This is a genomic window from Citrobacter sp. 21OH12SH02A-Citro (assembly GCF_027919895.1).
Taxonomy (GTDB): domain Bacteria; phylum Pseudomonadota; class Gammaproteobacteria; order Enterobacterales; family Enterobacteriaceae; genus Citrobacter; species Citrobacter braakii.
This window is the reverse complement of sequence record NZ_CP114801.1, coordinates 4,707,530-4,731,252: the sequence shown is the minus strand read 5'-3', so window position 1 is coordinate 4,731,252 and position 23,723 is coordinate 4,707,530. Positions and strand designations below refer to the sequence as shown.

21 protein-coding genes are annotated in these 23,723 nt (G+C 54.0%); 11 read left to right on the top strand and 10 right to left on the bottom strand.

The features are described from left to right. Positions 1 to 6: 6 nt before the first annotated feature. The 3 genes from O6D90_RS22730 to O6D90_RS22720 form a co-directional block, all read right to left on the bottom strand. Positions 7 to 453, bottom strand: a complete 447-nt coding sequence (locus O6D90_RS22730) for a PTS fructose transporter subunit IIA (RefSeq protein WP_016157883.1) — start codon at positions 451 to 453, stop codon at positions 7 to 9. Positions 454 to 635: 182 nt separating this feature from the next. Further along, positions 636 to 959, bottom strand: coding sequence for an AzlD domain-containing protein (locus tag O6D90_RS22725; protein ID WP_016157884.1), 324 nt, complete (start codon positions 957 to 959; stop codon positions 636 to 638). Then, on the bottom strand, positions 959 to 1,618 hold the full coding sequence (locus O6D90_RS22720) for an AzlC family ABC transporter permease (RefSeq protein WP_271143230.1): 660 nt from the start codon (positions 1,616 to 1,618) through the stop codon (positions 959 to 961). Before O6D90_RS22720 ends, O6D90_RS22725 begins: the two co-directional genes overlap by 1 nt. 101 nt (positions 1,619 to 1,719) lie before the next feature. Here O6D90_RS22720 and O6D90_RS22715 point away from each other — a divergent pair, with 101 nt between their 5' ends. Then, positions 1,720 to 2,268 (top strand): helix-turn-helix domain-containing protein, encoded by a 549-nt coding sequence (locus O6D90_RS22715; protein ID WP_016155192.1) that lies wholly within the window; start codon positions 1,720 to 1,722, stop codon positions 2,266 to 2,268. 336 nt (positions 2,269 to 2,604) lie between these two features. Next, a complete protein-coding gene (locus O6D90_RS22710) occupies positions 2,605 to 4,002 on the top strand; it encodes a carbohydrate porin (protein ID WP_016157885.1) in 1,398 nt (465 codons plus the stop codon). 291 nt (positions 4,003 to 4,293) lie between these two features. On the opposite strand, the gene rhaM is transcribed toward O6D90_RS22710, so the two are convergent. From rhaM to rhaB, 5 genes are all read right to left on the bottom strand, one after another. Beyond that, positions 4,294 to 4,608 carry an L-rhamnose mutarotase gene (rhaM, locus tag O6D90_RS22705; RefSeq protein ID WP_016157886.1) on the bottom strand — a complete coding sequence of 105 codons (315 nt, stop codon included), beginning with the start codon at positions 4,606 to 4,608 and terminating at the stop codon, positions 4,294 to 4,296. Continuing rightward, positions 4,605 to 5,753, bottom strand: coding sequence for a lactaldehyde reductase (gene fucO, locus O6D90_RS22700; RefSeq protein ID WP_016157887.1), 1,149 nt, complete (start codon positions 5,751 to 5,753; stop codon positions 4,605 to 4,607). The genes rhaM and fucO overlap by 4 nt, the downstream gene beginning before the upstream one ends. Positions 5,754 to 5,879: 126 nt before the next feature. Further along, positions 5,880 to 6,707: a rhamnulose-1-phosphate aldolase gene (gene rhaD, locus O6D90_RS22695; RefSeq protein ID WP_016155197.1), complete on the bottom strand. Its 828-nt coding sequence runs from the start codon at positions 6,705 to 6,707 to the stop codon at positions 5,880 to 5,882. Positions 6,708 to 6,848: 141 nt separating this feature from the next. Then, positions 6,849 to 8,108, bottom strand: coding sequence for an L-rhamnose isomerase (gene rhaA / locus O6D90_RS22690; protein ID WP_016157888.1), 1,260 nt, complete (start codon positions 8,106 to 8,108; stop codon positions 6,849 to 6,851). Beyond that, a complete protein-coding gene (rhaB, locus tag O6D90_RS22685; RefSeq protein WP_016157889.1) occupies positions 8,105 to 9,574 on the bottom strand; it encodes a rhamnulokinase in 1,470 nt (489 codons plus the stop codon). Before rhaB ends, rhaA begins: the two co-directional genes overlap by 4 nt. Positions 9,575 to 9,874: 300 nt before the next feature. Here rhaB and rhaS point away from each other — a divergent pair, with 300 nt between their 5' ends. From rhaS to O6D90_RS22645, 8 genes are all read left to right on the top strand, one after another. Further along, the gene (gene rhaS / locus O6D90_RS22680) at positions 9,875 to 10,723 is read left to right on the top strand and encodes an HTH-type transcriptional activator RhaS (RefSeq protein WP_016157890.1); all 849 of its coding nucleotides are present in this window, start codon (positions 9,875 to 9,877) and stop codon (positions 10,721 to 10,723) included. 105 nt (positions 10,724 to 10,828) lie between these two features. Beyond that, positions 10,829 to 11,677 (top strand): HTH-type transcriptional activator RhaR, encoded by an 849-nt coding sequence (gene rhaR / locus O6D90_RS22675; protein ID WP_016157891.1) that lies wholly within the window; start codon positions 10,829 to 10,831, stop codon positions 11,675 to 11,677. Positions 11,678 to 11,899: 222 nt separating this feature from the next. Continuing rightward, the gene (locus O6D90_RS22670) at positions 11,900 to 12,361 is read left to right on the top strand and encodes a hypothetical protein (RefSeq protein WP_131341564.1); all 462 of its coding nucleotides are present in this window, start codon (positions 11,900 to 11,902) and stop codon (positions 12,359 to 12,361) included. Beyond that, positions 12,291 to 12,605, top strand: a complete 315-nt coding sequence (locus O6D90_RS22665) for a PTS fructose transporter subunit IIB (protein WP_016157892.1) — start codon at positions 12,291 to 12,293, stop codon at positions 12,603 to 12,605. The genes O6D90_RS22670 and O6D90_RS22665 overlap by 71 nt, the downstream gene beginning before the upstream one ends. After that, on the top strand, positions 12,598 to 13,713 hold the full coding sequence (locus O6D90_RS22660) for a PTS fructose transporter subunit IIC (protein ID WP_016157893.1): 1,116 nt from the start codon (positions 12,598 to 12,600) through the stop codon (positions 13,711 to 13,713). Before O6D90_RS22665 ends, O6D90_RS22660 begins: the two co-directional genes overlap by 8 nt. Positions 13,714 to 13,800: 87 nt before the next feature. Next, positions 13,801 to 16,392, top strand: a complete 2,592-nt coding sequence (locus O6D90_RS22655) for a glycoside hydrolase family 38 C-terminal domain-containing protein (protein ID WP_016157894.1) — start codon at positions 13,801 to 13,803, stop codon at positions 16,390 to 16,392. 4 nt (positions 16,393 to 16,396) lie between these two features. Further along, positions 16,397 to 18,886, top strand: a complete 2,490-nt coding sequence (gene ptsP, locus O6D90_RS22650) for a phosphoenolpyruvate--protein phosphotransferase (protein ID WP_016157895.1) — start codon at positions 16,397 to 16,399, stop codon at positions 18,884 to 18,886. Positions 18,887 to 18,889: 3 nt separating this feature from the next. Next, complete coding sequence (locus tag O6D90_RS22645) at positions 18,890 to 20,068, top strand: MFS transporter (RefSeq protein WP_016157896.1); 1,179 nt, start codon at positions 18,890 to 18,892, stop codon at positions 20,066 to 20,068. Between the two features lie 116 nt (positions 20,069 to 20,184). Here the strand turns inward: O6D90_RS22645 and rhaT are convergent, their stop codons facing one another. Together rhaT and O6D90_RS22635 are read right to left on the bottom strand one after the other, a co-directional pair. Then, positions 20,185 to 21,219 (bottom strand): L-rhamnose/proton symporter RhaT, encoded by a 1,035-nt coding sequence (gene rhaT, locus O6D90_RS22640; RefSeq protein WP_016157897.1) that lies wholly within the window; start codon positions 21,217 to 21,219, stop codon positions 20,185 to 20,187. A gap of 201 nt (positions 21,220 to 21,420) precedes the next feature. Next, entirely contained in the window at positions 21,421 to 22,842 is a 1,422-nt protein-coding gene (locus O6D90_RS22635; protein WP_032932209.1) for an L-fucose/L-arabinose isomerase family protein, read from the bottom strand. A gap of 255 nt (positions 22,843 to 23,097) precedes the next feature. Between O6D90_RS22635 and sodA the strand changes: the two genes are divergently transcribed. After that, positions 23,098 to 23,718, top strand: coding sequence for a superoxide dismutase [Mn] (sodA, locus tag O6D90_RS22630; RefSeq protein WP_016155203.1), 621 nt, complete (start codon positions 23,098 to 23,100; stop codon positions 23,716 to 23,718). Positions 23,719 to 23,723: the final 5 nt, after the last annotated feature.

Below are 23,723 nucleotides of genomic sequence, written 5' to 3'. Positions count from 1 at the left end.
GCTTCCTTATGAGGTTAAGGTCTGATTGAGCAGGGCGAGTACCTGGTCGGTGTCGCCTTGCTTCAGTTGGTTGATGAAATCTTGATGGATAATTTTGCGGCACAGGGTGCCGATAATTTTGACCTGATCGTCCTCGCCCGTTTGTGGCACGCCGAGGCAGATCCAGCAGTTAACGTCCTCGCCGTCGCTGGCTTTCCAGTCCACTTTTTCTGATTTGCGCGCGAACAAGACGAAGGGGCGTGTGATACAGACGCTTTTACCGTGTGGGACGGCAATGCCCGAACCAAAGCCGGTGGAATGCAGCTTTTCGCGTATCAGCAGCGTTTGCAGGAAGGCGCTGCGGTCAGAGACGTAGCCATTTTGAAGCGCCATATTCGCCAGTTGCTTGAGGATGGCATAAACGCTATTCCCCTGAATATTCAGGTCAATGCAGTTAGCTGTAAGGGCTGTCATGGTGGGACTCCGTTAAAAACTGTTTGATTTGATTTTAACGGTGAGATGGTGAAGAGATGAGCAGCAATATGTCAGCGGGAAGTGACAATTTGAGGCAGAGTTAGCGCCTGGTTTTGTGGGGTAAAACACATAACGCTACAGGTGATTACCCTGATGAATATTTCGCCAGGGTAATTATATTCTTAGTGTATACCCACCATTCGTAACAGCGCGGTTACCACCGCAGCGGCAACGATCACCACGATCAGCGGCATCTTACGCCAGGCGAGAAATACCGCAAAAGCCACGCCGAGTACGCGCGCCATTCCGGCAAAGTGTTCGCCTTCGTAAAAGGTGGTCGCCAGCGCAACGGAGAACAGTAATACCGTTGCGGCGTCGGAAAGCAGCGCCTGCGAGCGTTCTGAGAACGCTAAACGGCTTCCAAGCTTGGCTCCCCCTAAACGCATTAAATACGTTCCCACAGATAACATGGCGATACCGACGATAAACAGCGTCATGTTGCCCATTATTTTTTCCTCGTCAGTAAGCCAAAGAGTGAGAGCAAAACCGGTAAACCGACCGGCGCAAAGGGAATGGCGGCAAGCGACAACGTGGCGCCGCTACAGGCACGAATCAGCGTAGTGCGGTTTTTGAATGCCGGGACGACCAGAGCCAGCAGAATGGCAGGGAAGACGGCATCCAGACCGATGGTTTCCGGGGCAGGGAGCAGTTTGCCGACGCCTGCGCCGATCAGGGTGCCAACAGGCCAGAAAATTGCGACGCCCAGACCGCACAGCCAGTAGGCGGCTTTACGTTGCTCAGGCGTTTTTTGCGACAGGCCAAAGACTACGCTTTCGTCGTTCATAATATGACAGCCGAGGAAACTGGCAGCCCGGGTGCCTACCAGATCGCGCACGGTGACGCCGAACGGCACGTGTCGGGCGTTAACCAGTAAACCCGCAGCCGCAGCCGCCAGTGGATTACCACCGCTGGCGATAATGGCGATAAACATAAACTCGGACGCGCCCGCCAGCACAGTAATAGAGAGTACAAACGGTACCCACAGCGGGAAGCCGTAGGCCATCGCCAGCGAGCCGTATGACATGCCGACTACACCGACGGCCAGACAGACTAAAAATATTGCTTTTATCGTGTCGCCTTTGAGACTGGAAAAATAATGTTTCATACCGTTTTAGCCATATCGAACGAGTTTCCATTATAATGAACGCGACCAATTGGCTTTACAAGTCGAACAATTCGTTCGATATAAAAAACATGGAGTCGTGAATGACCCAGCCCATCAGTATGATCGCGAAAAGTCTGGTGCGTGAACGTCAGCGCACCGGTTTGTCGCTGGCGGAGATTGCCCGTCGCGCGGGGATTGCAAAATCGACACTCTCGCAATTGGAAGCGGGCAATGGAAATCCTAGCCTGGAAACGCTCTGGTCGCTGTGTGTGGCGTTAGATATTCCCTTTGCGCGCCTGCTGGAACCGCAGGAGCAAAAAACGCAGGTGATTCGCCGCGGCGAAGGGACAAAAGTCGTGGCTGAGCAGGCCCACTATCAGGCCATTTTACTGGCCGCCTGCCCACCGGGTGCGCGGCGGGATATCTATCTGCTGCTGACGCAGCCGGGCGCGGATCGTATTTCACAACCGCATCCACCGGGATCGGTTGAACATATTATCGTAACGCAGGGTAAGGCGATGGTGGGATTGACGGAAGCGCCGGAGGAGTTAGGTGAGGGCGATTATATTTGTTACCCCGCCGATCAAGCGCATATCTTTAAAGCACTGGAGCCTGACACTCAGGCGATTCTGGTTTCTGAGCAGAGTTAATTGAACGCTTATTAAATAAAGGCGCGGCGATTGTCGTTCGCGCCTTTATTATTTTTAATTATATTTTATTGTTATTCATATAAAATTGTTTTTATTATTTTTCGTTAATTTCAGCACTATTGTTATATCCCTCACATTCTTAATTATATCTACGTTACACATAATAAAATCAGTATGATAATAAATATTAGCCTGCACTGGTGCCACGTTTTAATGTTCTGAATTTATTTCAGTCATCGGTATCGTATTACCTATAAAAATATTTTTTGGATTTGCATGTTGCGCGTCTTCCGGTCGGAAGACGTTGGACGATCTTTATTTCAAGGAAAGCAAATAATGAAGAAATCGACGTTAGCTTTAGCAATAGGTCTATTATTAGTGGCAAATAATGGCTTTGCTAAAACGCAAAAAATGACTCTGGAACAGCGGCTCGAACAACTGGAGGCTCGGCTGGAAGCTGCGGAAAACCGCGCGGCAAAAGCGGAAAATCAGGTGCAGCAATTGCAGGTACAGCAGGCTGCGGAGATCCAGGAAATTAAAGTTGCTCAGGGGAATACGCCAGTCAACGGCACTACGCCCGCACAAGAGACCAAAAAGAACGCCACCACCCCTAACCTGGTGCTCTCCGGCTATGGCGATCTGAAAATCTACGGCGACGTGGAATTCAACATGGATGCGGAAAGCAACAAAGGCGTGCTGGCGGCAACCAATTCGAATGTGGGCGACCCAACCAATGAACGCTGGGATCTGAACGGACGCATCCTGCTGGGCTTTGACGGTATGCGTAAGCTGGATAACGGCTATTTCGCCGGTTTTTCAGCGCAACCGCTGGCTGACATGACGGGTTCGGTCAATCTTGATGACGCCGCTTTCTTCTTCGGTCAGGAAAATGACTGGAAAGTAAAAGTCGGTCGTTTCGAAGCTTACGATATGTTCCCGCTGAATCAGGATACCTTTGTTGAGCATTCAGGGCATACCGCCAACGATTTGTATGATGACGGTAGCGGCTATATCTACATGATGAAAGAAGGTCGTGGCCGTTCAGATTCCGGCGGCAGCTTCCTGATGAGCAAACAGCTCGATAACTGGTATTTCGAGTTAAATACCCTGCTGGAAGATGGTACCTCGCTTTATCAGGATAGCCGCTATCATGGTCGTGAAATGTCGCAGGAGAAAAACGTGGCTTATCTGCGCCCGGTCGTCGCCTGGACACCGGTGGATGCGCTGACGATTTCTGCGGCCATGGAATCGAACGTTATCAATAACGCCTATGGATATACCGATGCTCAGGGCAACTTTGTCGATCAGTCCGATCGTACCGGTTACGGTATGACGATGACCTGGAACGGTCTGAAAGCCGATCCGGAAAATGGCCTGGTGTTTAACCTGAACACCGCTTATCTCGATGCGGATAACGAAAAAGATTTTACGGCGGCGGCCAACGCTCTGTGGAAGCGCTTTGAACTGGGCTATATCTATGCTCATAACAAGATCGACGAATTCAACGGTCTGATCGATCACGATGATAATGACTGGTTCTACAATGAGGGCACTTACGATATTCATACCATTCACGCGTCTTATTTAATTCCGAACGTGATGGATATGCAGAACTTTAATATTTATCTCGGCGCTTATTATTCGATGATTAACAGCGATAACAGCAATCCGGAGAATTATACCGACGACGACGACCGTTACGGTGCGCGTCTCCGTTTCAAATACTTCTTCTGATTTTCCGTTCTCAGGCGCCTGGATTCAGGCGCTTTTTTCTTAGAGCCTGGTCATCAGGCTTTTATTTCCCCACCCAGTTATTTTTGATTTTGAACTTGTCGGCGCGGTTGTAGCTACACGAGTAGTTAAATGCCGTCCCATCTTCCAGTTTGGTGACGCCGGAGACTTTCAGCATTGGCAAGCCTGAGCAGGTGCCGGGTCGTGGGGAAATGGTGTGGATGACAAAACGAACGCAATGCTGCTAACGGGAGAAAAAGGTTTCCTCCCCCGTCAGGGGAGGAAACAGAGCGGTTAAGGCAGATAAAACACTTCTTTTAGCTCAGCGCTGACCGGGCTGTTGTCCGGGTTTGCCGGCATAACGTCACGCATATGTTTCCACCAGCGCTGGCAGACATCGGTGCTGGCGACGGCGTTCCAGCGCTCTTCTGACTCAATCTCAACGGTGGCGAACAGCAGGTTGCGTTCCTGATCGAGATAAATCGCGTAGTGATGGGCACCGTGCTCTTTCAGCACCGCTTTCAGTTCTGGCCAGATGGGATTGTGCCGACGTTGATACTCAACGTGCGCGTCGGCATTCACCTGCATCACAAAGGCCTTGCGGATCATAACGCCTCCAGATACAGCTCGCGGACTTCGTCGCGGCTGGCGGTGCGTGGGTTACACGGCGCACATGGATCGGCCAACGCTTTATCCAGCCAGCCTTCAATATCCTCTTTCGTCACGCCAAGGGAACTAAAACCAGCCGGAATACCTACACGCTTGCTCAGGGCACGAATCGCGGTGATGGCCTCCATGCTTGCCGCTTCGTCGCTCATCCCGCGGGTGTCCACTCCCATCGCCTGCGCCACTCGGGCAAAACGCGCCACGGCGTTCGGGCGGTTAAAGTTTTCGATGATCGGCAGCAGGATGGCGTTGCAGACGCCGTGCGGCAGATTATGGGTCGCGCCTGGCTGGTGTGCCAGCGCATGCACCAGACCCAGACCTGCGCTGTTGAATGCCATACCCGCCAGATACTGACCAAACGCCATTTGTTCGCGGGCTTCGAGGTTATGACCATCGTCGACCGCTTTCGGCAGCCACAGGTTGATCAGGCGAATTGCTTCCAGCGCGTTGGCGTCGGTGAGCGGATGCGCACCAACGGAAACATAGGCTTCCACCGCGTGAGTCAGGGCGTCCATGCCGGTTGCGGCGGTAACGGAGGCTGGGATTTCCAGCATCACGCTGGCGTCATCCACGGCGATATCCGGGATGATGTTCGGGTCGATGATCACCTCTTTGACCTTACGGACAGAGTCGATAATGACCGCGTTGCTGGTCATCTCTGCTGCTGTACCAGCAGTGGTATTGATGGCAACCAGCGGCACGCCCGCATTTTTCACTTTGCCTACGCCGGAGTAAGCGGTAGAAGGGCCAGGGTTGGCGGTCAGGATCTTCACCGCTTTGGCGGTATCGATCGGGCTGCCGCCGCCGAAGGCGATAATGTAGTCACATTCTGCCCCCTGATATGCCGTAAAACCTTTCTGTACCAGCTCTTCTGTCGGATTCGGGAACACCTCATCAAACAGGTGGTAAGACATTTGATGTTCATCCAGTGCGGCAAACAGGCTATCCAGCAGGCCCAGCTTCACCAGCTGACCATCGGTGACGATCAGCGCTTTGCCCCATTGTTTATTCGCCACGAGATTCACCATATCGGCAATCGCGCCGGCGCCATGCAGGCTAATTTTTGGCAGTGCCAACATAAAGCTCATCACTATTCTCCTTAAAAAAAATCCCTGGTGCCCGGTGGCATTACGCTTATCGGGCCGACGGTGAAACGTGCATCGTCATGTAGGCCGGATAAAGCGAAGCCGCATCCGGCGTTGAGTTGGCAGGTATCAGTACAGCTCTACGGCGCTGGCCAGCGGGGTCACGCCAAAGCGTTTAGCCAGTGCTACCAGCTCTTCACGTGTGATGGTCTGCTTCATACCGCCCATCGAATAGATTTTGACTAAAACTTCGGCGGATTTTTCTGCGGTATCTATCAAGCCAAATGCTTCGTCGAGGGAGGGACCGCTGCCGAACACGCCGTGGAACGGCCACAGTACCAGCGAGTGTTTCTGCATTTCCTCGGCGGTTGCCTGACCGATTTCATCCGTACCCGGCACCATCCACGGCAGAATGCCGACGCCATCCGGGAACACCACCAGACACTCGGTGCTGCCTTCCCACAGTTTGCGGGTAATCAGCGGGGTGTTGTTTTCCAGCACGTAGGTCAGGGCGATCAGGTTGGTAGCATGGCAGTGCATGATCACGCGGTCTTTGCCGTTCGTCGCTTTAATACGCTCGCAATGGGAGAGGAAGTGAGCCGGCAACTCAGAGGTTGGCACCGCTTCGTGGGTCAGGCCCCAGAGGATGTGGTAGCCCGCGCCGTCGCTGTCTACTTTCACCACGCCCAAATTTGCCGCGGGATCGAGCTGAACGTTACGGAAAAATTTACCGGAACCGGTGACGATAAACGGCGTGTTAGCCAGCAAAGGCATTGGCTGACTTAGCGCGATATAGCGCGGTTTTTCGTGGAAATCGGCGCTAAATGGCGCAATATCAGCCTCATCCAGACGCAGCGTCAGATTGCCGCCGTTACGTTCGTCCCAGCCTTTCAGCCACGCGTCGGAAGTGGCTTTGATCATCCCCTGGACGAACCAGGAATTAGTCATGTTTTGCATATTCGGTGATCCTGTTGATTGCCCGATCGTTATCGGGTCTTACGTAAGCCGGATAAGTGAAGATCCATCCGGCTTCGTGTTTCATTCATTGCCGGATAGCGACGTGGGCGTCTTATCCGGCCTGTAAGCCTGGTGTCACGGTTAGCTACGTTTGCTCAAAATCTCTTTCTCATAGGCGCGCACGCTGTCCAGCCACTGGCTTCCTGCTGGCGTGTCGTGACGCTGGCAATACATCTCCCAGACGGCCTGCCACGGCAGCGATTTTTGCTCTTCCAGCAGGGCCAGACGTGCGGTGTAGTCGCCGCTGGCTTCAAGCTGACGCAGTTGCTCGGTCGGTTCTAACAGCGCGCGCAGCAGGGCTTTTTTCATATTGCGAGTGCCGATAACCCACGCGGCGATGCGGTTAATAGAGGCGTCGAAGAAGTCGAGGCCGATGTGTACGCGGTCAAACAGGTTGTGGCGGACGATCTCGCTGGCAATCGCCTGCGTTTCATCATCCAGCAGCACCACGTGATCGCTGTCCCAGCGCACCGGACGGCTGACGTGCAGCAGCAGACGCGGTACGTACAGCATGGCGGCGGAGATTTTGTCGGAAATCACTTCAGTCGGATGGAAGTGACCCGCATCCAGGCACAGCGCGGTCTGACGGCTGGTGGCGTAACCCATATAGAACTCGTTGGAGCCCACGGTGTAGCTTTCGGCGCCGATGCCAAACAGCTTGCTCTCGACGGCGTCGATATGGTGCGCCGGGTCGAGTTTTTCGCTGATCACTTCATCCAGTGCTTCAAGCAGACGTTGGCGCGGCGCTAACCGGTCAACGGTAATGTCTTTCATGCCATCCGGGATCCAGATATTCATTACCGACGGCGTACCCAACTGCTCGCCAAAATACGCAGAGACGCGACGGCTGGCTTTACAGTGGTCAATCCAAAACTGGCGAATAGTGTCATCGGCGTGGGCCAGCGTGAAGCCGTCGGCGCTCAGCGGGTGAGAGAAGCAGGAGGGGTTGAAATCCAGCCCTAACTGGTTTGCTTTCGCCCACTCGACCCAGTTTTTAAAGTGTTCAGGTTTGATTTGGTCGCGGGCAACCGGCGTCTCAGATTCCAGATAGATCGCGTGCAAATTCAGACGTTTTGGACCTGGGATCAGGCTCAGCGCCTGCTCCAGATCGGCGCGCAGTTCGGTGGCGTTACGCGCTTTGCCCGGATAGTTGCCGGTGGCCTGAATACCGCCTGTGAGCGAGCCTTCCGGATTCTCGAAACCGGCGACATCATCGCCCTGCCAGCAGTGCATGGAGACCGGCAGACGATCGAGCTGGCGTAAGGCCGCCTCGACATCAATGCCTACCGCGGCGAAACGCAGTTTTGCCAGTTCCCAGGCTTGTTCAAGTTGAGTGGTCATGCGCAAAGCTCCTTTGTCTGTCGTAGTGATGGAAACTGCGCCTGGTAGCGGGCAATTTCACTTTCAGGATTTGGAATGAAGGTGGTCAGGTCGTAGTTGGCACGCACCACCTGACGGAAATCATCAACGTTGTTAAGCTCGTCCAGCGTCATCAACTGGATGCCAATATTGCCGAGCGTGGAGGCCTCAATCGGCCCGGACATCACGCGAATACCGCAGGCATCCGCGCACAGCTGGTTCAGCAGGGCGTTCTGGCAGCCGCCGCCAACGATGTGCAGTTGGCTAAATGCTGCACCACGCAGTTGTGCCAGTTCTTGCAGAATGTCAGCGTATAGCAATGCCAGGCTGTCGAAGATACAGCGCGCCAGTTCGGCGTTTTGCTGGGGAACGGGTTGACCCGATTCACGACAGGCAGCCTGAATTTCCGCGCTCATATCGTCGGGGTTGATAAAGCGATCGTCGTTCGGGTTTATCAGGAATTGGCAGGCCGGCAGCGCTTGCGTTTGGGCAATAAGCGTTGGCAGGTCGGTAATCTGGCGCTCTTTTAAAACGCGCTGGAGCAGCCACAGTCCCATGATGTTTTTCAGTACGCGGTAGCGCCCTTCCGCGCCCCCTTCGTTGGTGATGTTCGCCGCCAGCGCCGCATCGTTGGTATACGGCGTTCTGCTCTCAAAGCCCATCAGCGACCAGGTACCGGAAGAGAGATACGCACTATTTTTATCGGCCAACGGTGAAGCGATGACCGCGCTGGCGGTGTCGTGACTGGCGACGGCCACAACCGGAATTTGGTTTTTCTGCGGGCAAATCCAGTGACCAATGACGTTCCCCGGATGCGTCGGGCGACCAAACCAGGCTTTGTCTGCCCCGGTCCACGCCAGCAGCGTGTCATCCCAGTCGTCGGTGTTGATATTGACTAACTGGGTGGTGGTGGCGTTGGTGTATTCCCAGTTCAATTTGCCGGTCAGGCGAAAGCTGAAGTAGTCGGGGATCAGCAGGGCATGTGCCACCTGCGCAAGCAGTTCTGGCTGCTGTTCAACCAGCGCACGTAGCTGATACAAGGTGTTAAACGGCAGAAACTGAATGCCGCTACGGCGGTAGATTTCACCTTTACCTGGCTGCGCCATCGCCTGTGACATAATGCCGGTCGTGCGGCTGTCACGGTAAGAGACCGGCAGACCAACACGTTGGCCGGCGTTATCGATCAATACGTAATCCACGCCCCAGGTATCAATGCCAATGCTGTCTATCCGAATGCCTTCATCACAGACTTTTTTCAGGCCAAGGCGAATGTTGTTTTCCAGGCTGTCGATGTCCCAGGTGTCAAAACCGTCCGTTTTTTGCAGACAGTTAACGAAGCGGTGGATTTCACGCAGCGTCAGGGTGCGGTGTTTACTGTCGTAACGTGCGAGCATTACGCGCCCACTGGATGCGCCGAGATCGACAGCGACACAATGGCGAAAAGTCATGGCGAGGTCCTTCTGAGTTTTATTGCACTCAGTCTAAGAACCCCGAATAAAGCGTACCTTCTTGACAGTGACAGCCCCAATTAGCGGCTGGCAACATGGCAAAGGTGAACGTGATGTTGTTCACAGTTTCCACTAATCGCGCGGATTTTGGCGGATGTGACGCCTTCCGCATTTCCCGATCTTTCCCGCCATTTCTTGAAGAATTAACCGTGTTTACGCACTTTGGCGTCAAAAAATTAAGGTGAGGGTAGGAACCCTTAATTACTATTCAGCCATATTCGTTAATCAGGGGGAGCCGTCATGACCGTACTGCATTGCGTGGATTTTTTTCCGACAGGTAAAGCGCCTGTGGCTATTGAACCGCGGCTTCCTCAGCCCGCGTTTCCTGAACATCATCATGATTTTCATGAAATTGTGGTGGTCGAACATGGAACGGGGATCCATGTGTTCAACGGACAGCCTTACACCATCAGCGGCGGTACGGTGTGTTTCGTCCGCGATCATGACAGGCATTTATATGAACATACTGACAATCTGTGTCTGACCAATGTGTTGTATCGCTCTCCGGATGCGTTTCAATTTCTGGCCGGGCTGAATCAGCTTTTGCCTCAGGAACAAAATGGGCAGTATCCCTCCCACTGGCGCGTAAACCAGGGCGTACTGCAGCAGGTTCGTCACCTGGTGGGGCAGATGGAGACGCTCGGCGAGGAGATGGATACGCCCACGGCGGCAAATCGTGAGATCTTGTTTATGCAGTTGCTGGTACTGCTACGTAAAAGCAGCCTGATGGAAGCGGCGACCGATAACGATGCGCGGCTTAACCTTTTGATGGCATGGCTGGAGGATAACTTTGCCGAAGAGGTGTGTTGGGAGGCGCTGGCCGAGAAGTTTTCGCTCTCTTTACGCACTCTGCATCGCCAGCTTAAACAGCAAACAGGATTGACGCCGCAGCGCTACCTTAACCGTCTGCGACTGATTAAAGCCAGACATCTGCTCCGCCACAGTGATGACAGCGTGACTGATATCGCTTATCTCTGCGGTTTCGGTGACAGTAACCACTTTTCGACGCTTTTTCGCCGAGAGTTCGAGTGGTCGCCACGCGATATTCGTCAGGGGCGTGACCTTATAGCGGGAAGCAGCCTTCAGTAACGCGAAAGCTATCAACGTTTTTTACCGTCCGTTTGCTGATAATCATACCCTTTCATGCCGGATAAGCGCAGCGCATCCGGCAAGCGTACAGGTTGAGGTGATGTGATGGCGAATCATCTGGTTCTTTCGAAATCAGACTTTTTTGCGCATGAGCAGCAGGCTGTCGCCGTGGCCGATCGTTATCCGCAGGATGTCTTTGCTGAGCATACCCACGAGTTTTGCGAGCTGGTTCTGGTCTGGCGCGGCAATGGTCTGCATGTCCTAAACGATCGTCCGTACCGGATAACCCGTGGCGATCTGTTTTACATTCGCGCCGAAGATAAACACTCCTACACCTCCGTTAACGACCTTGTGCTGCAAAATATCATCTACTGCCCGGAGCGGTTAACGCTGAATGTTGACTGGCAAGGGGCGATCCCCGGATTTGACGGTACGCCGAGGCAGCCGCACTGGCGACTCGGCAGCGTTGGCATGACCCAGGCCAGACAGGTGATAAGCCAGCTTGAGCATGAAAGTAATCAGCGCGATGCGCAGGCCTTTACTATGGCTGAGCTGCTGTTTGGTCAACTGGTAACTCACCTTAAACGTCATCGTTATGCCACGGATACGCTCCCGGCGACGTCAAGTGAAACGCTGCTGGATAAACTGATCACCGCGTTAGCCGGTAGCCATGAGCATGCGTTCGAACTGGATACGTTTTGCGAGCGTGAACGGTGCAGCGAACGCGTTTTGCGCCAGCAGTTCCGTAGCCAGACCGGGATGACTATCAACCATTACCTGCGGCAACTGCGCATTTGCCATGCTCAGTACCTGTTATCGCATACTGAAAAGCTGATTGGTGAAGTTGCTATGCAGTGCGGTTTTGAAGACAGTAACTATTTTTCGGTGGTATTTAACCGCGAAGTCGGGATGACGCCAGGGCAATGGCGCCATCGTAGTCGGGTGACACCATAATATATAAATGTGGTTTATATATTGCAGTGGCGTTTTGATACATATTCAGACTAAATTAGACATAATTAGTGAATGCTCTGTGCAATAAATCACAGTTGCTCTTTTATTTTTGTTTTATTCTCAGCAAACTTATTTATCGGAGTAACGTTTGTGTTGACCAACTCAATAATCATCAAAAGTCTGCTTTTAATTTTGCTATCTTGCGATCGCAAAATTAAACGTATGCTTGATTATTTTTGCTGGTTTAATTCCGTTAACGATCTGGCTGAAAATGATATCGCCGAGCAGGAGTGTATGGATACGCAAATGGCGCGCGAATGGTCCAGCCTGTGGGACTGCGCCAGCGAAGCTATCGGCGCGAGCGTACGTCAACGCTGTCATCGTCCTGCCCGTTTTGGCCTGCATTTCCCGCAGGCGCTGCTGTGCCGTCGCAAACGTGATGAGCTGGCCTTCAGTTTCCGTAACTCCAGCCTGCACCAACTGTTAGTTTGCCGCCATGCCAGCGGCGCTGACGGTGAAAGCCAGGTTTATCAATTTGTTAGTCCTACACAAAGCACAATGCGCACTTTCGCCATTGTGCTTTTTTTATTGCCTGAATCTACGAGGAATCATTATGTACATTGTTTGTGTTGCAGCTTGTCCGACCGGCGTTGCTCATACCTACATGGCTGCGGAATCGCTTGAAATCACGGGGAAAAACCGTGGGCATGAAGTTAAAGTGGAAACGCAGGGGAGCATTGGCGCTGAGAATGAAATTACGCCAGAGGATCTGGCGCGCGCTGACGCGGTCATCATTGCTGCCGACGTTGCGATTAGCGGGAAAGAGCGTTTCGATGGCATGGTGAAGCTCGAATGCAGCGTCTCTGATCCCATCAAATTTGGCGATGCGGTGTTTGAAGCAGTAGAGCAGGAGGTTGCAAATGGCTAAGTTTCAGGGGGGAGACAAACCGTCTACCGGGATAGAGGTCAAGAACGCCATTATGACCGGCGTTTCATGGATGCTGCCGTTTGTCATTGCTGGAGCGGTGCTAATGGGGATCGCCCGTATCGGCGCTTCTCTCTACGGTATTGATAACATCTGGGATGCCAGCTACGAGCAGGCCGGCATGGTAGTGCAGTTGCTGCACAAATTTGATGGTTTCGGCGGGCTGGCGCTGTCCCTGATGTTGCCGGTGGTGGCCGGCTATATCAGCTTTGCGCTGGCGAACAAACCGGGTCTTGCGCCGGGGATGATTGGCGGACTGCTGGCGAGTAACCTGGGAACGGGTTTTCTCGGCGCGCTGGCGGCCGGTTTTGTCGCGGGCTATATCGTTCGCGCCCTGAACCGCTACATCAAATTGCCGAAGGCGCTCTCCTCTGCTGTGCCTATTTTCATTCTGCCAGTCGGCGGTACGCTGCTGACCTGCGTGGTGATGGCATTTGTTATCGGTACGCCGCTGGCGGCGTTGAATCACGGCATGGAAAGCTGGCTGTTATCCATGTCCGGCACGAACAAAGTGCTGCTGGCGGCGGTCATTGGCGGCATGGTTGGGTTTGATCTCGGCGGCCCGATTAACAAGGCGGCGGTGACGACGGCAATGGCGTTACTGGCCTCCGGTATTTATGACCCAAACACCGCCGCGCAGGTGGCGATTATCGTGCCGCCAATTGGTCTGGGTGTCGCTACGCTGCTGTGGTCGTCACGCTTCCCGGAATCCCTGCGTGAGGCGGGTAAAGCCTCTACGTTGATGGGGCTAATTGGTGTTTCTGAAGGCGCCATTCCGTTTGCGCTGTCAAATCCAAGAATTATTGTCGTCAACGTGATTGGCTCGGCGGTGGGGGCGGCGATGGCGGTAGGATTAGGGGCGGTAAACCATGCGCCGATCTCCGGTTTTTACGGCTGGCTGGCGGTAGAAAAATGGCCGATTTATGTGCTCTCGATTGTCTGCGGCTCGGCGATTATCGCCTGCGGCTCACTGTTGATATTCCGTGGCCCGACAGCCACGCCTGAGGTGAGAAAAGAGACGGTGGCGCCGAAATTTAAAGCCAGCCGTTAGACGTACTACTGAATTAATATTTCCCTATGTTTAGCGCGGGTAAATATCCGTGCGGGTTACCTACGCCTTAAAACAGGAATAAACGAAATGAAAACGGTTCATTTAATTCAGCACACGCACTGGGATCGTGAATGGTATTTTACGGAGAATGATTCCCAGGCTCTGCTTTATTATTTTATGGCGGATCTTATTCAACATCTTGAAGCGGATGAATCATTAGGTCCATTTATGCTTGATGGCCAAACGGTGGTGCTGGAGGATTATTTCCAACTGGCACCAGAAAACCGCGAACGCGTGCAGGCGCTGGTGAAAGCCGGACGTTTGTTAATCGGCCCCTGGTATACACAGACCGATTTTTTGGTGGTTGGCGCTGAGTCCATCACCCGCAATCTGCTGCTGGGGCAGGCTGACTGTGACGAGATAGGGCCGAGAATGGCGGTCGGTTATGTACCGGACTCCTTTGGCCAGAGCGCACAGTTGCCCATGTTCCTTAATCAGTTTGCCATCGACCACGCGGTTATCTGGCGCGGCTGGAGCGAGTACGACACGCCGTTTACCGAGTTCCGCTGGCGAAGCCAGGGGGGCAGCGTGGTGACGACGGCGGTATTACCGCAGGGTTATGGGTGCGCGAAGTGGTTGCCGACGGATGCCAACCAGGCCTGGCCGCGCCTCTCTGCGGTTATGGAAAAACAGGCGGCATTTAGCCGCAGTACGCAGCTACTACTGCCGAACGGTAACGATCAGTCACCGTTTGAGTACGGCGTTCCGGCTATGCTCGACACGCTGAACCAGGAACAAACGGCGTACCGCTTTATTCGCAGCGACTTTAGCCGTTACTTTGCCGCGCTGGCGGATACGCCGCTGGCGATCTTTGAGGGCGAACTGCTAAGCCCGAAATATATGCGTATCCATCGCGGTATTTTTTCTACCCGCATGGATATTAAACAGGCCAACGTCCGGCTGGAGAACTTCGTCAGCCGTCAGCTAGAACCGTTGCTGAGTGTGGCCTGGACGCTGGGGTTACCCTATCCGCAGCGAGCCATTGAGACAATATGGCGCGAGGCGATGAAATCCCACGCTCACGATAGTATCGGTGGGTGTAACGCCGATCGCGTGAATGCAATGGTTAAGGCGCGTTTGCTCTCGGGTCAGGAAAAAGCCGAGCGCCTGTACGAGCTGAATATGCAGATGTTGGCAAACGGCATTACGGCGCAGCAACAGGGTAAAAAAATCATCGTCTTTAACGCGCTGTCGTCGGTGCGCGATGGCCTGGTGGCGCTGACGCTCTACCTACCCGGTGAGGCGTTCCGCATTGTTGACGAGCAGGGACAACCCTGTCGCTGGCAGATTATGCGTGAGACATCGCAAGATATGTCCGTCATTGTTCAGGAACTGTCCAATAGCCCCGATCCCGTCTTCTATCGGCGGTGCGATATTTTACTGGAGGTCGCATCGCTCCCCGCCTGCGGCTATACCACCCTGTATCTGCAAGATGAGTGCGCCCCCGAATTTGCTGTGCCGTCCTCGACAGAAGAGGCGCTGGAGAACCCGTGGTTACGCCTGACGCTGGAGGGTGAAAAGGTCGTTCTGGTCGATAAGCGCAGCGGTAAGCGCTGGGAGAACCTTATTCAACTGGTGGACGGCGGCGATGCCGGTGACACCTATAACTATTCTCCACCAGAGGATGACTGGCGCGTTACCGGCGCAGGGGCGCTGCTTCACGCCGACTGGCAGCGCGGCGCGCTGGTGGACACGTTGTCGCTAAGCTGGTCTATCGCAGCACCGCACACGCTGGCCGACAGGCAGGAGCACCGTTGTAATGCACGACTGGATGTCAGCATGGTGGTCATGCTAGATCACCAGTGCCCGACGCTGGACCTCCAGGTTAGCGTCAACAACACCTTGCACGATCATCGTTTACAGGTGGAAATTCCTGCTGATGTCTTTACCGATGTCCATTTTGCTGATCAACCGTTTGGTCTCATTCGTCGCGCCAACCGACCGGCCACGCTGGATGTCTGGCAGCAGGAAAATTGGGGTGAAGCCCCGGCATCGCTGTGGCCAATGCAAAGTCTGGTAATGATGCATGATGGCAAGCAGGGCATCAGTGTGGTGACGGATGGGCTGCGAGAATATGAAATTCCCGCAGAACGCCCATCGGTTATCGCCATTACGCTACTACGTAGCGTGGGTTGGCTGGGACGTGCCGGTATGCCGTGGCGTCCGGGACGCGCATCCGGTATGGCGTTGCCTTCCCCAGACTCACAGATCCCAGGCGAATTTAGCGCCCGCTTCGCGCTCATCCCGTTGTGCGATGGTGAAAGCCCGAACTTCTGGCGTGAAGTCGAAGCCTGGCGCACATCGCCAGTTGGCTGGCTGGATTCCGGCTGGGCGCGTTTTAAAACTAATCCACACGCGCTGACATTCCCGACAGCCTACAGCCTGCTGCACTGGGAGACACCACTCCATTTCAGCACCTTGAAAAAAGCGCAACGTGAAGATGCGCTGATTTTACGCGGCTGGAACCCCGGCTCGCAGCCGCAGATCATCTCAACGCCGGTCGCTGATGCGACAGTGTGCGAAGTTACGCTGGCGGAAAAATCGCTGAACTCATCGCATGAAACGATACCGGCCTGCACGCCGATCTCATGGCGTATTACGCCTGCAGCCAGAGGATAATATTGTGTTAAACATTCGTTTTACCTGCCCGTTGCCAAATGGTCTACATGCTCGCCCCGCCAGTGCGTTAGAGCAGCGCGTCAGCGCATTTCAGGCTCGCGTTCAAATAGGCAATCTGCGTAACCAGCGTCAGGCCGATGTCCGTAGCGTGTTGGCGATGATTGGGACCGATATTTTGTATCAGGACCCGTGTGAACTGGTGATTGAGGGCGAGGATGAATCTGCCGCGCATCAGGCGCTGACTCAGTTTGTGAGGCAAGAGTTTGCCGCGTGTGACGAACCCGTTGCCCAGACGCCGGAACGGGTGGAGCAACCTCTGCCGGTTTTTCTGGCGCAGACCCGTGCGGAGTGGGTGCGCGGTAACGGCGTGAGCGCTGGGCTGGCGCAAGGGGTGGCAATGCATCTGGGCGTGCCGGATCTGTATCAATTGGCAGAACAAGAGGCGGTGGCGGCGCCGGCTGTACAGCGAGCCGCGCTGACGGCGGCACTTGAGCAAGTACGCCGCGAGCTGCACGACGCATTACCGCATACGCAGGGAGAAGCCGCGTCGGTGCTACAGGCTCATGTCAAACTGCTGGACGATGCGCTCTTCGAAACCTCGCTACTTACCGACCGTACAGCGCGCAATGCGCTGGCAGCACTGGCGCTGGCGCTGGATGAACTGAGCGCGCCGCTGCGCGAAAGTCGCAGCGTCTACCTACAACAGCGGGTGCTGGATGTACAGGATTTGGGCCTGCGTCTGGCGGCGCATCTCACCGCGCAGCCGCTGATGCCGCAAACGGCATTGTCGCAAGACACCATCGTTATCAGTCCGGTTCCCATAACGCCAGGCCAGTTTCTGGCGCTGCGCGGTCCGCATCTGAAAGGTGTGGTGATGGGCGCGGGCGGGGAAACATCACATACCGTCATTCTGGCGCGATCGTTTGGGGTTCCGCTGCTGAGCGTAGAGGCGGCGGAAGCGGGGCGTATTCGCGGTGGTGAAGCGCTGCTGCTCGACACTCGCCACGGGGTGGTGGTGGTGTCGCCGGATGAGCAGGCTCTGCGGTGGTATCAACTGGAAGAGGACAAACGTCAGCGCCTTGAAGCGCGTTTACAGCCGCTTATTCAACGCCCTGGGGCGACGCAAGAGGGCGAACGGGTGACGGTGCTGGCGAATATCGCGCTGGCTGCGGAAGTGGAAGCGGCATTTGCCGCCGGGGCGGAGGGGATTGGTCTGTTCCGCACTGAAATGCTGTTCTGCGAACGAGCCGCGCCGCCTGACGAGGAGGAGCAGTACCAGGCCTATCGTCACGTGCTGGAACAGGCGCGGGGGCGTAAAGTGGTGATCCGTACGCTGGATATTGGTGGCGATAAACCCTGTGACTATCTGGCGATGCCGCCGGAGGAAAACCCCTTTCTTGGCTGGCGCGGCATCCGCCTGTATCCCGAATTTATGTCGATTTTCCGTCCTCAGATACGTGCGCTACTGCGTGCCAGCGCCGCCGGACCGTTGCACATTATGGCGCCGATGGTGACTACGCTTGCTGAGGTGAAGTGGCTGCGTGAACAGTTCCAGCAAACAGCGGCGCAACTGCTGGCCGAGGGGGCGGCGGTTGGGCAGTGGTCGCTGGGTATTATGGCGGAAGTGCCATCAGTGCTTTATCTGCTGGAGAAAGCCGCTGCGTATATCGACTTTGTTTCGATTGGCAGCAACGACCTGACGCAATACTTCCTGGCCTGCGACCGGGGCAACGCGCAGGTTCGACATCTCTACAATTATTTTGATCCCGCGTTTTTACAGTTACTGAAGGAGATGACGGCGCGCGCGCAGCGGGCCGGTATTGAGATCAGCCTGTGCGGCGAGATGGGCGGCGACCCGTCGGCGCTGGCGCTACTGTTGGGCGTTGGTTTACGACAGATCAGCATGTCCTCAAGCCGTATTGCGCCAGCAAAGGCGCGCTTAATGACCTTAACCCTCGCGCACAGCGAGCAGACGCTGGAACGGGCATTAGCCTGTGAAAGTGGTCAGGACGTGGCGGTACTACTTTCGCAACAGGTGGCGGCGCAAGCAAAACCCGTGTTTGATCCCGCCCTGATCCTGCTCGATCAGGCGATTACCCGTAAAGCGGAAGCGATTAAGGTGCTCACCGATAATCTGGAGGTCGAACAGCGGGTCTTTTCCGGCTCAGCCGTTGAAGAGGCTATTTGGCAGCGTGAAGCGATTTTCTCTACCGCATTAGGATTTGCAATTGCGCTTCCGCACTGCAAATCGGCGGCGGTCGCGCACAGTAGCGTGTCGGTGATGCGTTTGAGTGAGCCGCTGGCGTGGAGCGACGAGGTGGATGTCTCGCTGGTTATCATGCTGACGGTGAGTGAGCAGGAGAAGGGCGATCATATGAAAATCTTCTCCCGTCTGGCGCGTAAGTTGATGCATGTGGAGTTCCGTGAGCAGTTGCTTGGCAGCATGTCGCCGCAGGATGTCGCCGTGCATCTGGCACAGGAAATGGCGGGATAAATCATGGTACAGAATCCTCGCCGGGCGTTCATTATGCTGTCGTCTGTCTTTTTTTACTGGGGCGTCCTGACGGCAATTAATAGCGCCACGATTCCCTTTTTCCGGCAAGTTTTTTCGCTTTCATGGCGAGACTCGATGTTGGTAAATGTGGCGTTTTATCTCGCACCGTTTGTGATTTGTTTACCGTGTTCAGGCTGGATGGCGCGTTTAGGGTATCGCAGCGCACTCTTACTGGCGTTGATACTTGCCGCAAGTGGTTCGGTGGTGATTGCCGTATCGCTCTGGCTGGCATCATTTGCCGGTTGCCTGGTGGGGATTTTCATTGTGGCGATGGGGGTTGCGGCGATGCAGGTGGTCGCAAACCCTTATGTTAATCGGCTTGGCGAGGCGCAAAGTGCGGCTGGACGCCTCAGTCTGGCGTCGTCCATCAACTCCCTCGGGGCGGCGCTGGCGCCTGTCGTCCTGGCGGTTGTTCTGGCTGGCTCTGTCATTTCAGTTCCAGGGATGTATCTCGGTTTGATGCTGGTGGGAGGCATACTGCTGGTTGCGTTATACCGTTTTTCAATTGCTGATTTTCGTGACGCGCACGAGAATATTTTTTCTGCGATTCGTGCGCTCAGGCGCTATGCGCAGTTTCGTACTGGGGTGAGTGGCATTCTTGTTTATGTTGGCGTGGAAGTCAGCATGGGTACTACGGCTCTCAGCTATCTTCACGACCCGTCTTTGGGCGGGTTTTCGCTTGCACAAGCGACCTCCTTTATCGCGTTGTACTGGGGCGGTGCATTGGCGGGTCGGTTTTTGTATGGCTTGCTGGCTCACTGTTGCCGACCTCAGTTGTTGTTTTGCCTGTGCTCTTCGGGAGCGGTACTACTAACCGTTGCCGCGATAGTTTTCGCTAACCGTTTTGGCGGCTATTGCCTGCTGGCGACGGGGCTCATGAACTCGGTGATGTATCCCATTATTTTCTCTCGCACGCTCTCCGGACTTGATCGCTATGCGGCATCTATTTCTGCTTGCTTGATTATGGCGGGCATTGGCGGCGGGGTGCTGCCCTTTATCCAGGGGATGGTTATTGATGCTATTGGCCTGCGTTTGAGCTTTTGGGTGCCGGTTATCGGGTATCTGTTTTTATTGCTGAACGGATTTAAGCTATACGCTCGAACGGAGGTATTTTGTGAGTAACGCCATCATTATTTGGTTAATTTAAGGTAGTACAACGGAAACTGATTTTCGGTGGTATTTAACCGTAAAGTTGGGATGACGCCGAGCCAGTGGCGTCATCTCAGTACCCAACATGATTAGCTGGCCATTCCCAGACCAACAATGTTTGCCGCGACAATGATCACTACGCAGCCAAGACTTAGCACGCTGACCGGACGTCTCCCTGCATTGCTCCACTCTTTCATGATCAGGCCCACGATACCACCGCACAGGACGTAGAAGCTCATGTGCAGCATCCAGCTCATGTAGTCATACTGTGCTGGAATTTTGGCATGGCCCCAGGCGTAAAAGAAGAACTGGAGATACCACATCAGGCCAGCAAGCGCAGAAAACAGGATATTGCTGATAATTAGCGGTTTTGCTAAAGAGAAGTCGGCCTTTACTGACAGGTTTTTCATTTTTGCCAGACGAATGAAGCAGTATCCCAGATTGATCACCGCACCACCGCCCATGATGACTACGTAGCTTGGCAGGGCGACATACAGCGGATCGATACCGAGTGTTGCAGCGGCTTCGTGCATTGGTTTAGCCGCATCCATGGCAAAGGACATCCCTGCGGAGAAAAAGCCGCACATCACCGCCAGTATCAGACCTTTTTTCAGATTGAACTCTTCGGCCTTGATGCCCATCTTGCGCTCTTTTAACTGTCCGGCGCGGGTGACAATCGCCACTCCGATCAGGGCGACCAGCACGCCGAGCAGGGTCATACGCCCGCCTGGTGTGCCAATGAGCACGTCAAATTTACCGGCAATGATTGGCGTCATTAAGGTACCAACAATTAGCGTAATGCCGATAGCGATCCCGATCCCCATCGACATACCGAGATAGCGCATAGTCAGGCCATAGTTGATATTACCAATCCCCCACATGGCACCGAATAAAAATACCGGCAGCAGGGTGGACGCACTGAATGAACTGTAATAGGCCCAGAAGTCCGGCAGAAGGATCGCGCTGACGAGCCAGGGAAGGATCAGCCATGAAACAAAACCACCTATAGACCACATGGTTTCCCAGGACCAGTGTTGTACCTTTTTAAAAGGGGCATAGAAACAAGCGGCACTAGCGGCACCGATTAGATGCCATATTATCCCCATCGTAATTGCGTTACCCATTCTGTTTCCTTTTGAATTATCGATTTGGCAGGATGAAAACACCCGTTTTGATGTTCAAAAGTCTAAAGAGTGAGCAATAGATTAACCTTCAGCATGCTGCCGTTTGATCAGTAATGCTGGCAAAATTCAGGGGATGAAAGGGATATTGATCACAAATGCGGCCCCGCCCCTCTTTTTTGAGAAGGGCGGAAATATAGAGGATTAGCAAATTCTTACTGCCTGAATACCCAGTAGCCAGGCGAGTTTTTCCAGTGCCTCGCCATGGTGCCCCAGGCCAATGCTGCAATGATGAGCTGGGCCGCCCATACACCATTGTGTGGTGAACTCGCGAGCTGATAACGGGAAGCGATAGCGGCTATTAGTGTTGCCAATATCCAGGACTTCACCTGGTACAGCTTCACCCTCGGCATACTGTAAACGCACCCCGTTTTCGGCATCTTCAATTACCGAAAGAAAGGTCACCGGACCTGATTTTACGGTCATCTGGATAGATACACCTTTACCGGGTTTACCATGATAAACCGGCAGCGGCACCAGACTCACCGGACCATCCGCCATCAGCGGGTGTGCCGGACCGTCATGTCCCCACAAAACAGCATCATCATTAAATTCAATGCCATATGGTTCTGAGAATGAACCGCCAGCCCCCAGAAGTTGCTGAATTTTCATCGCCAGCACATTTTTGATTTCATATTCTCCCGCTACGGGAATACCACGGTGGGTAAGCAGCGTGTTGCCGAGAATGATTGAGGTGATGATGTTCTCGTAAGCGTTGCCGTTACGACCTTCATAGTAATAGGCTAGTGCACCGAGTTTATTCTGGGCAATTAGTTTATCCATGGCGCAGGCAGTGGTGAGTGCGCGGTTGAGCTCTGCAGGTTCGCATGCCACATCCAACTGAAGTACACGGTGCATTTCCTGTCGTTTGGCGTTGAGGTCTGCCTCGCTGACCTGCTCGCGATATTCCGCCAACTCACACATTTCCAGTGGCTTAAAGCGTACGCCCATTTTGGCGGACAAGTTCGTCATATTGCTGTAAACGTCTACCATGCCGTCATAATAGTGCCCGAGGACGCCGACCTGACAATTTGCCAGCATTTGACGAGCGTTAAGTGCCTGTAGCCACTGCGCCGTTTGTTGCCAGACATACTCATCGCCCTGTAATGCGCCAACAATCAACTGAAAGCGGATATTCGCACGGTTAAACACGTTTGCCAGTTCGGGGGCGCTGCAGGCCTGACAGTGCGCCAGCCACTCTCCAGTACGACCTCCCCGATCGGGAATTTGACGGATTGTTGAATAAGGCAGCCCTGGCTCTGGCTGTAGGGCCAGAATAATGACCGGTTTATTGATACTCTGCACAAGCGGTAGCACCGTTGAGCTGAGCGCATAGGTGCTGATGTAAAGACAGACAGCATCGACCGGCTGTTGCTGCAACCGTCTGATAAGGGCATCGGCTTTATCGACGTTATCAATCAGGCCGCCATTAATCACGCTGGCTTGTTGCGCCGTCAGGCGCTCATCAATTGATTGCAGATAGCCCTGAAGACGTGACTCCAGGCCTGTAAACTGGGGCCAGTATGTGTCGAGGCCGATACCAAAAAGGGCGATGTTGACAGACATAGCAATATTTCCTTGTGAGATAATTTTCAGACTATGTCGTGCTTTATCTCCCATGTCCTTCATGTCGCTGCCTATTTTCTACTCAGATTGGCAAAATCAGCCTGATTTTCCCAGTGATGCTCACACTTTTACCTCATAATAGCCATGTAAAAAGTACGGCATTGATAATCATTTTCAATATCATTTAATTAACTATAATGACCCAACTGCTTACGCGGCGTTAACACTGGCCGCCCGACAATACTGGAGATGATTATGAGTTATACACTGCCATCCCTGCCGTACGCTTATGATGCCCTTGAACCGCACTTTGATAAGCAGACGATGGAAATCCACCATACCAAACACCACCAGGCTTACGTAAACAACGCTAACGCTGCGCTGGAAAGCTTACCTGAATTCGCGAGCCTGCCTGTTGAAGAGCTGATCACCAAACTGGATCAACTGCCAGCAGACAAGAAAACCGTACTGCGTAACAACGCGGGCGGCCACGCTAACCACAGCCTGTTCTGGAAAGGTCTGAAAACCGGTACTACGCTGCAGGGCGACCTGAAAGCGGCTATCGAACGTGACTTCGGCTCCGTGGACAACTTCAAAGCTGAATTTGAAAAAGCTGCGGCAACCCGTTTTGGTTCCGGCTGGGCGTGGCTGGTTCTGAAAGGTGACAAACTGGCTGTTGTTTCCACTGCTAACCAGGATTCCCCGCTGATGGGTGAAGCTATCTCTGGCGCTTCCGGCTTCCCGATCGTGGGCCTGGACGTTTGGGAACACGCTTACTACCTGAAATTCCAGAACCGTCGCCCGGACTACATCAAAGAGTTCTGGAACGTGGTGAACTGGGACGAAGCTGCCGCGCGTTTCGCAGCGAAAAAATAAGTTCT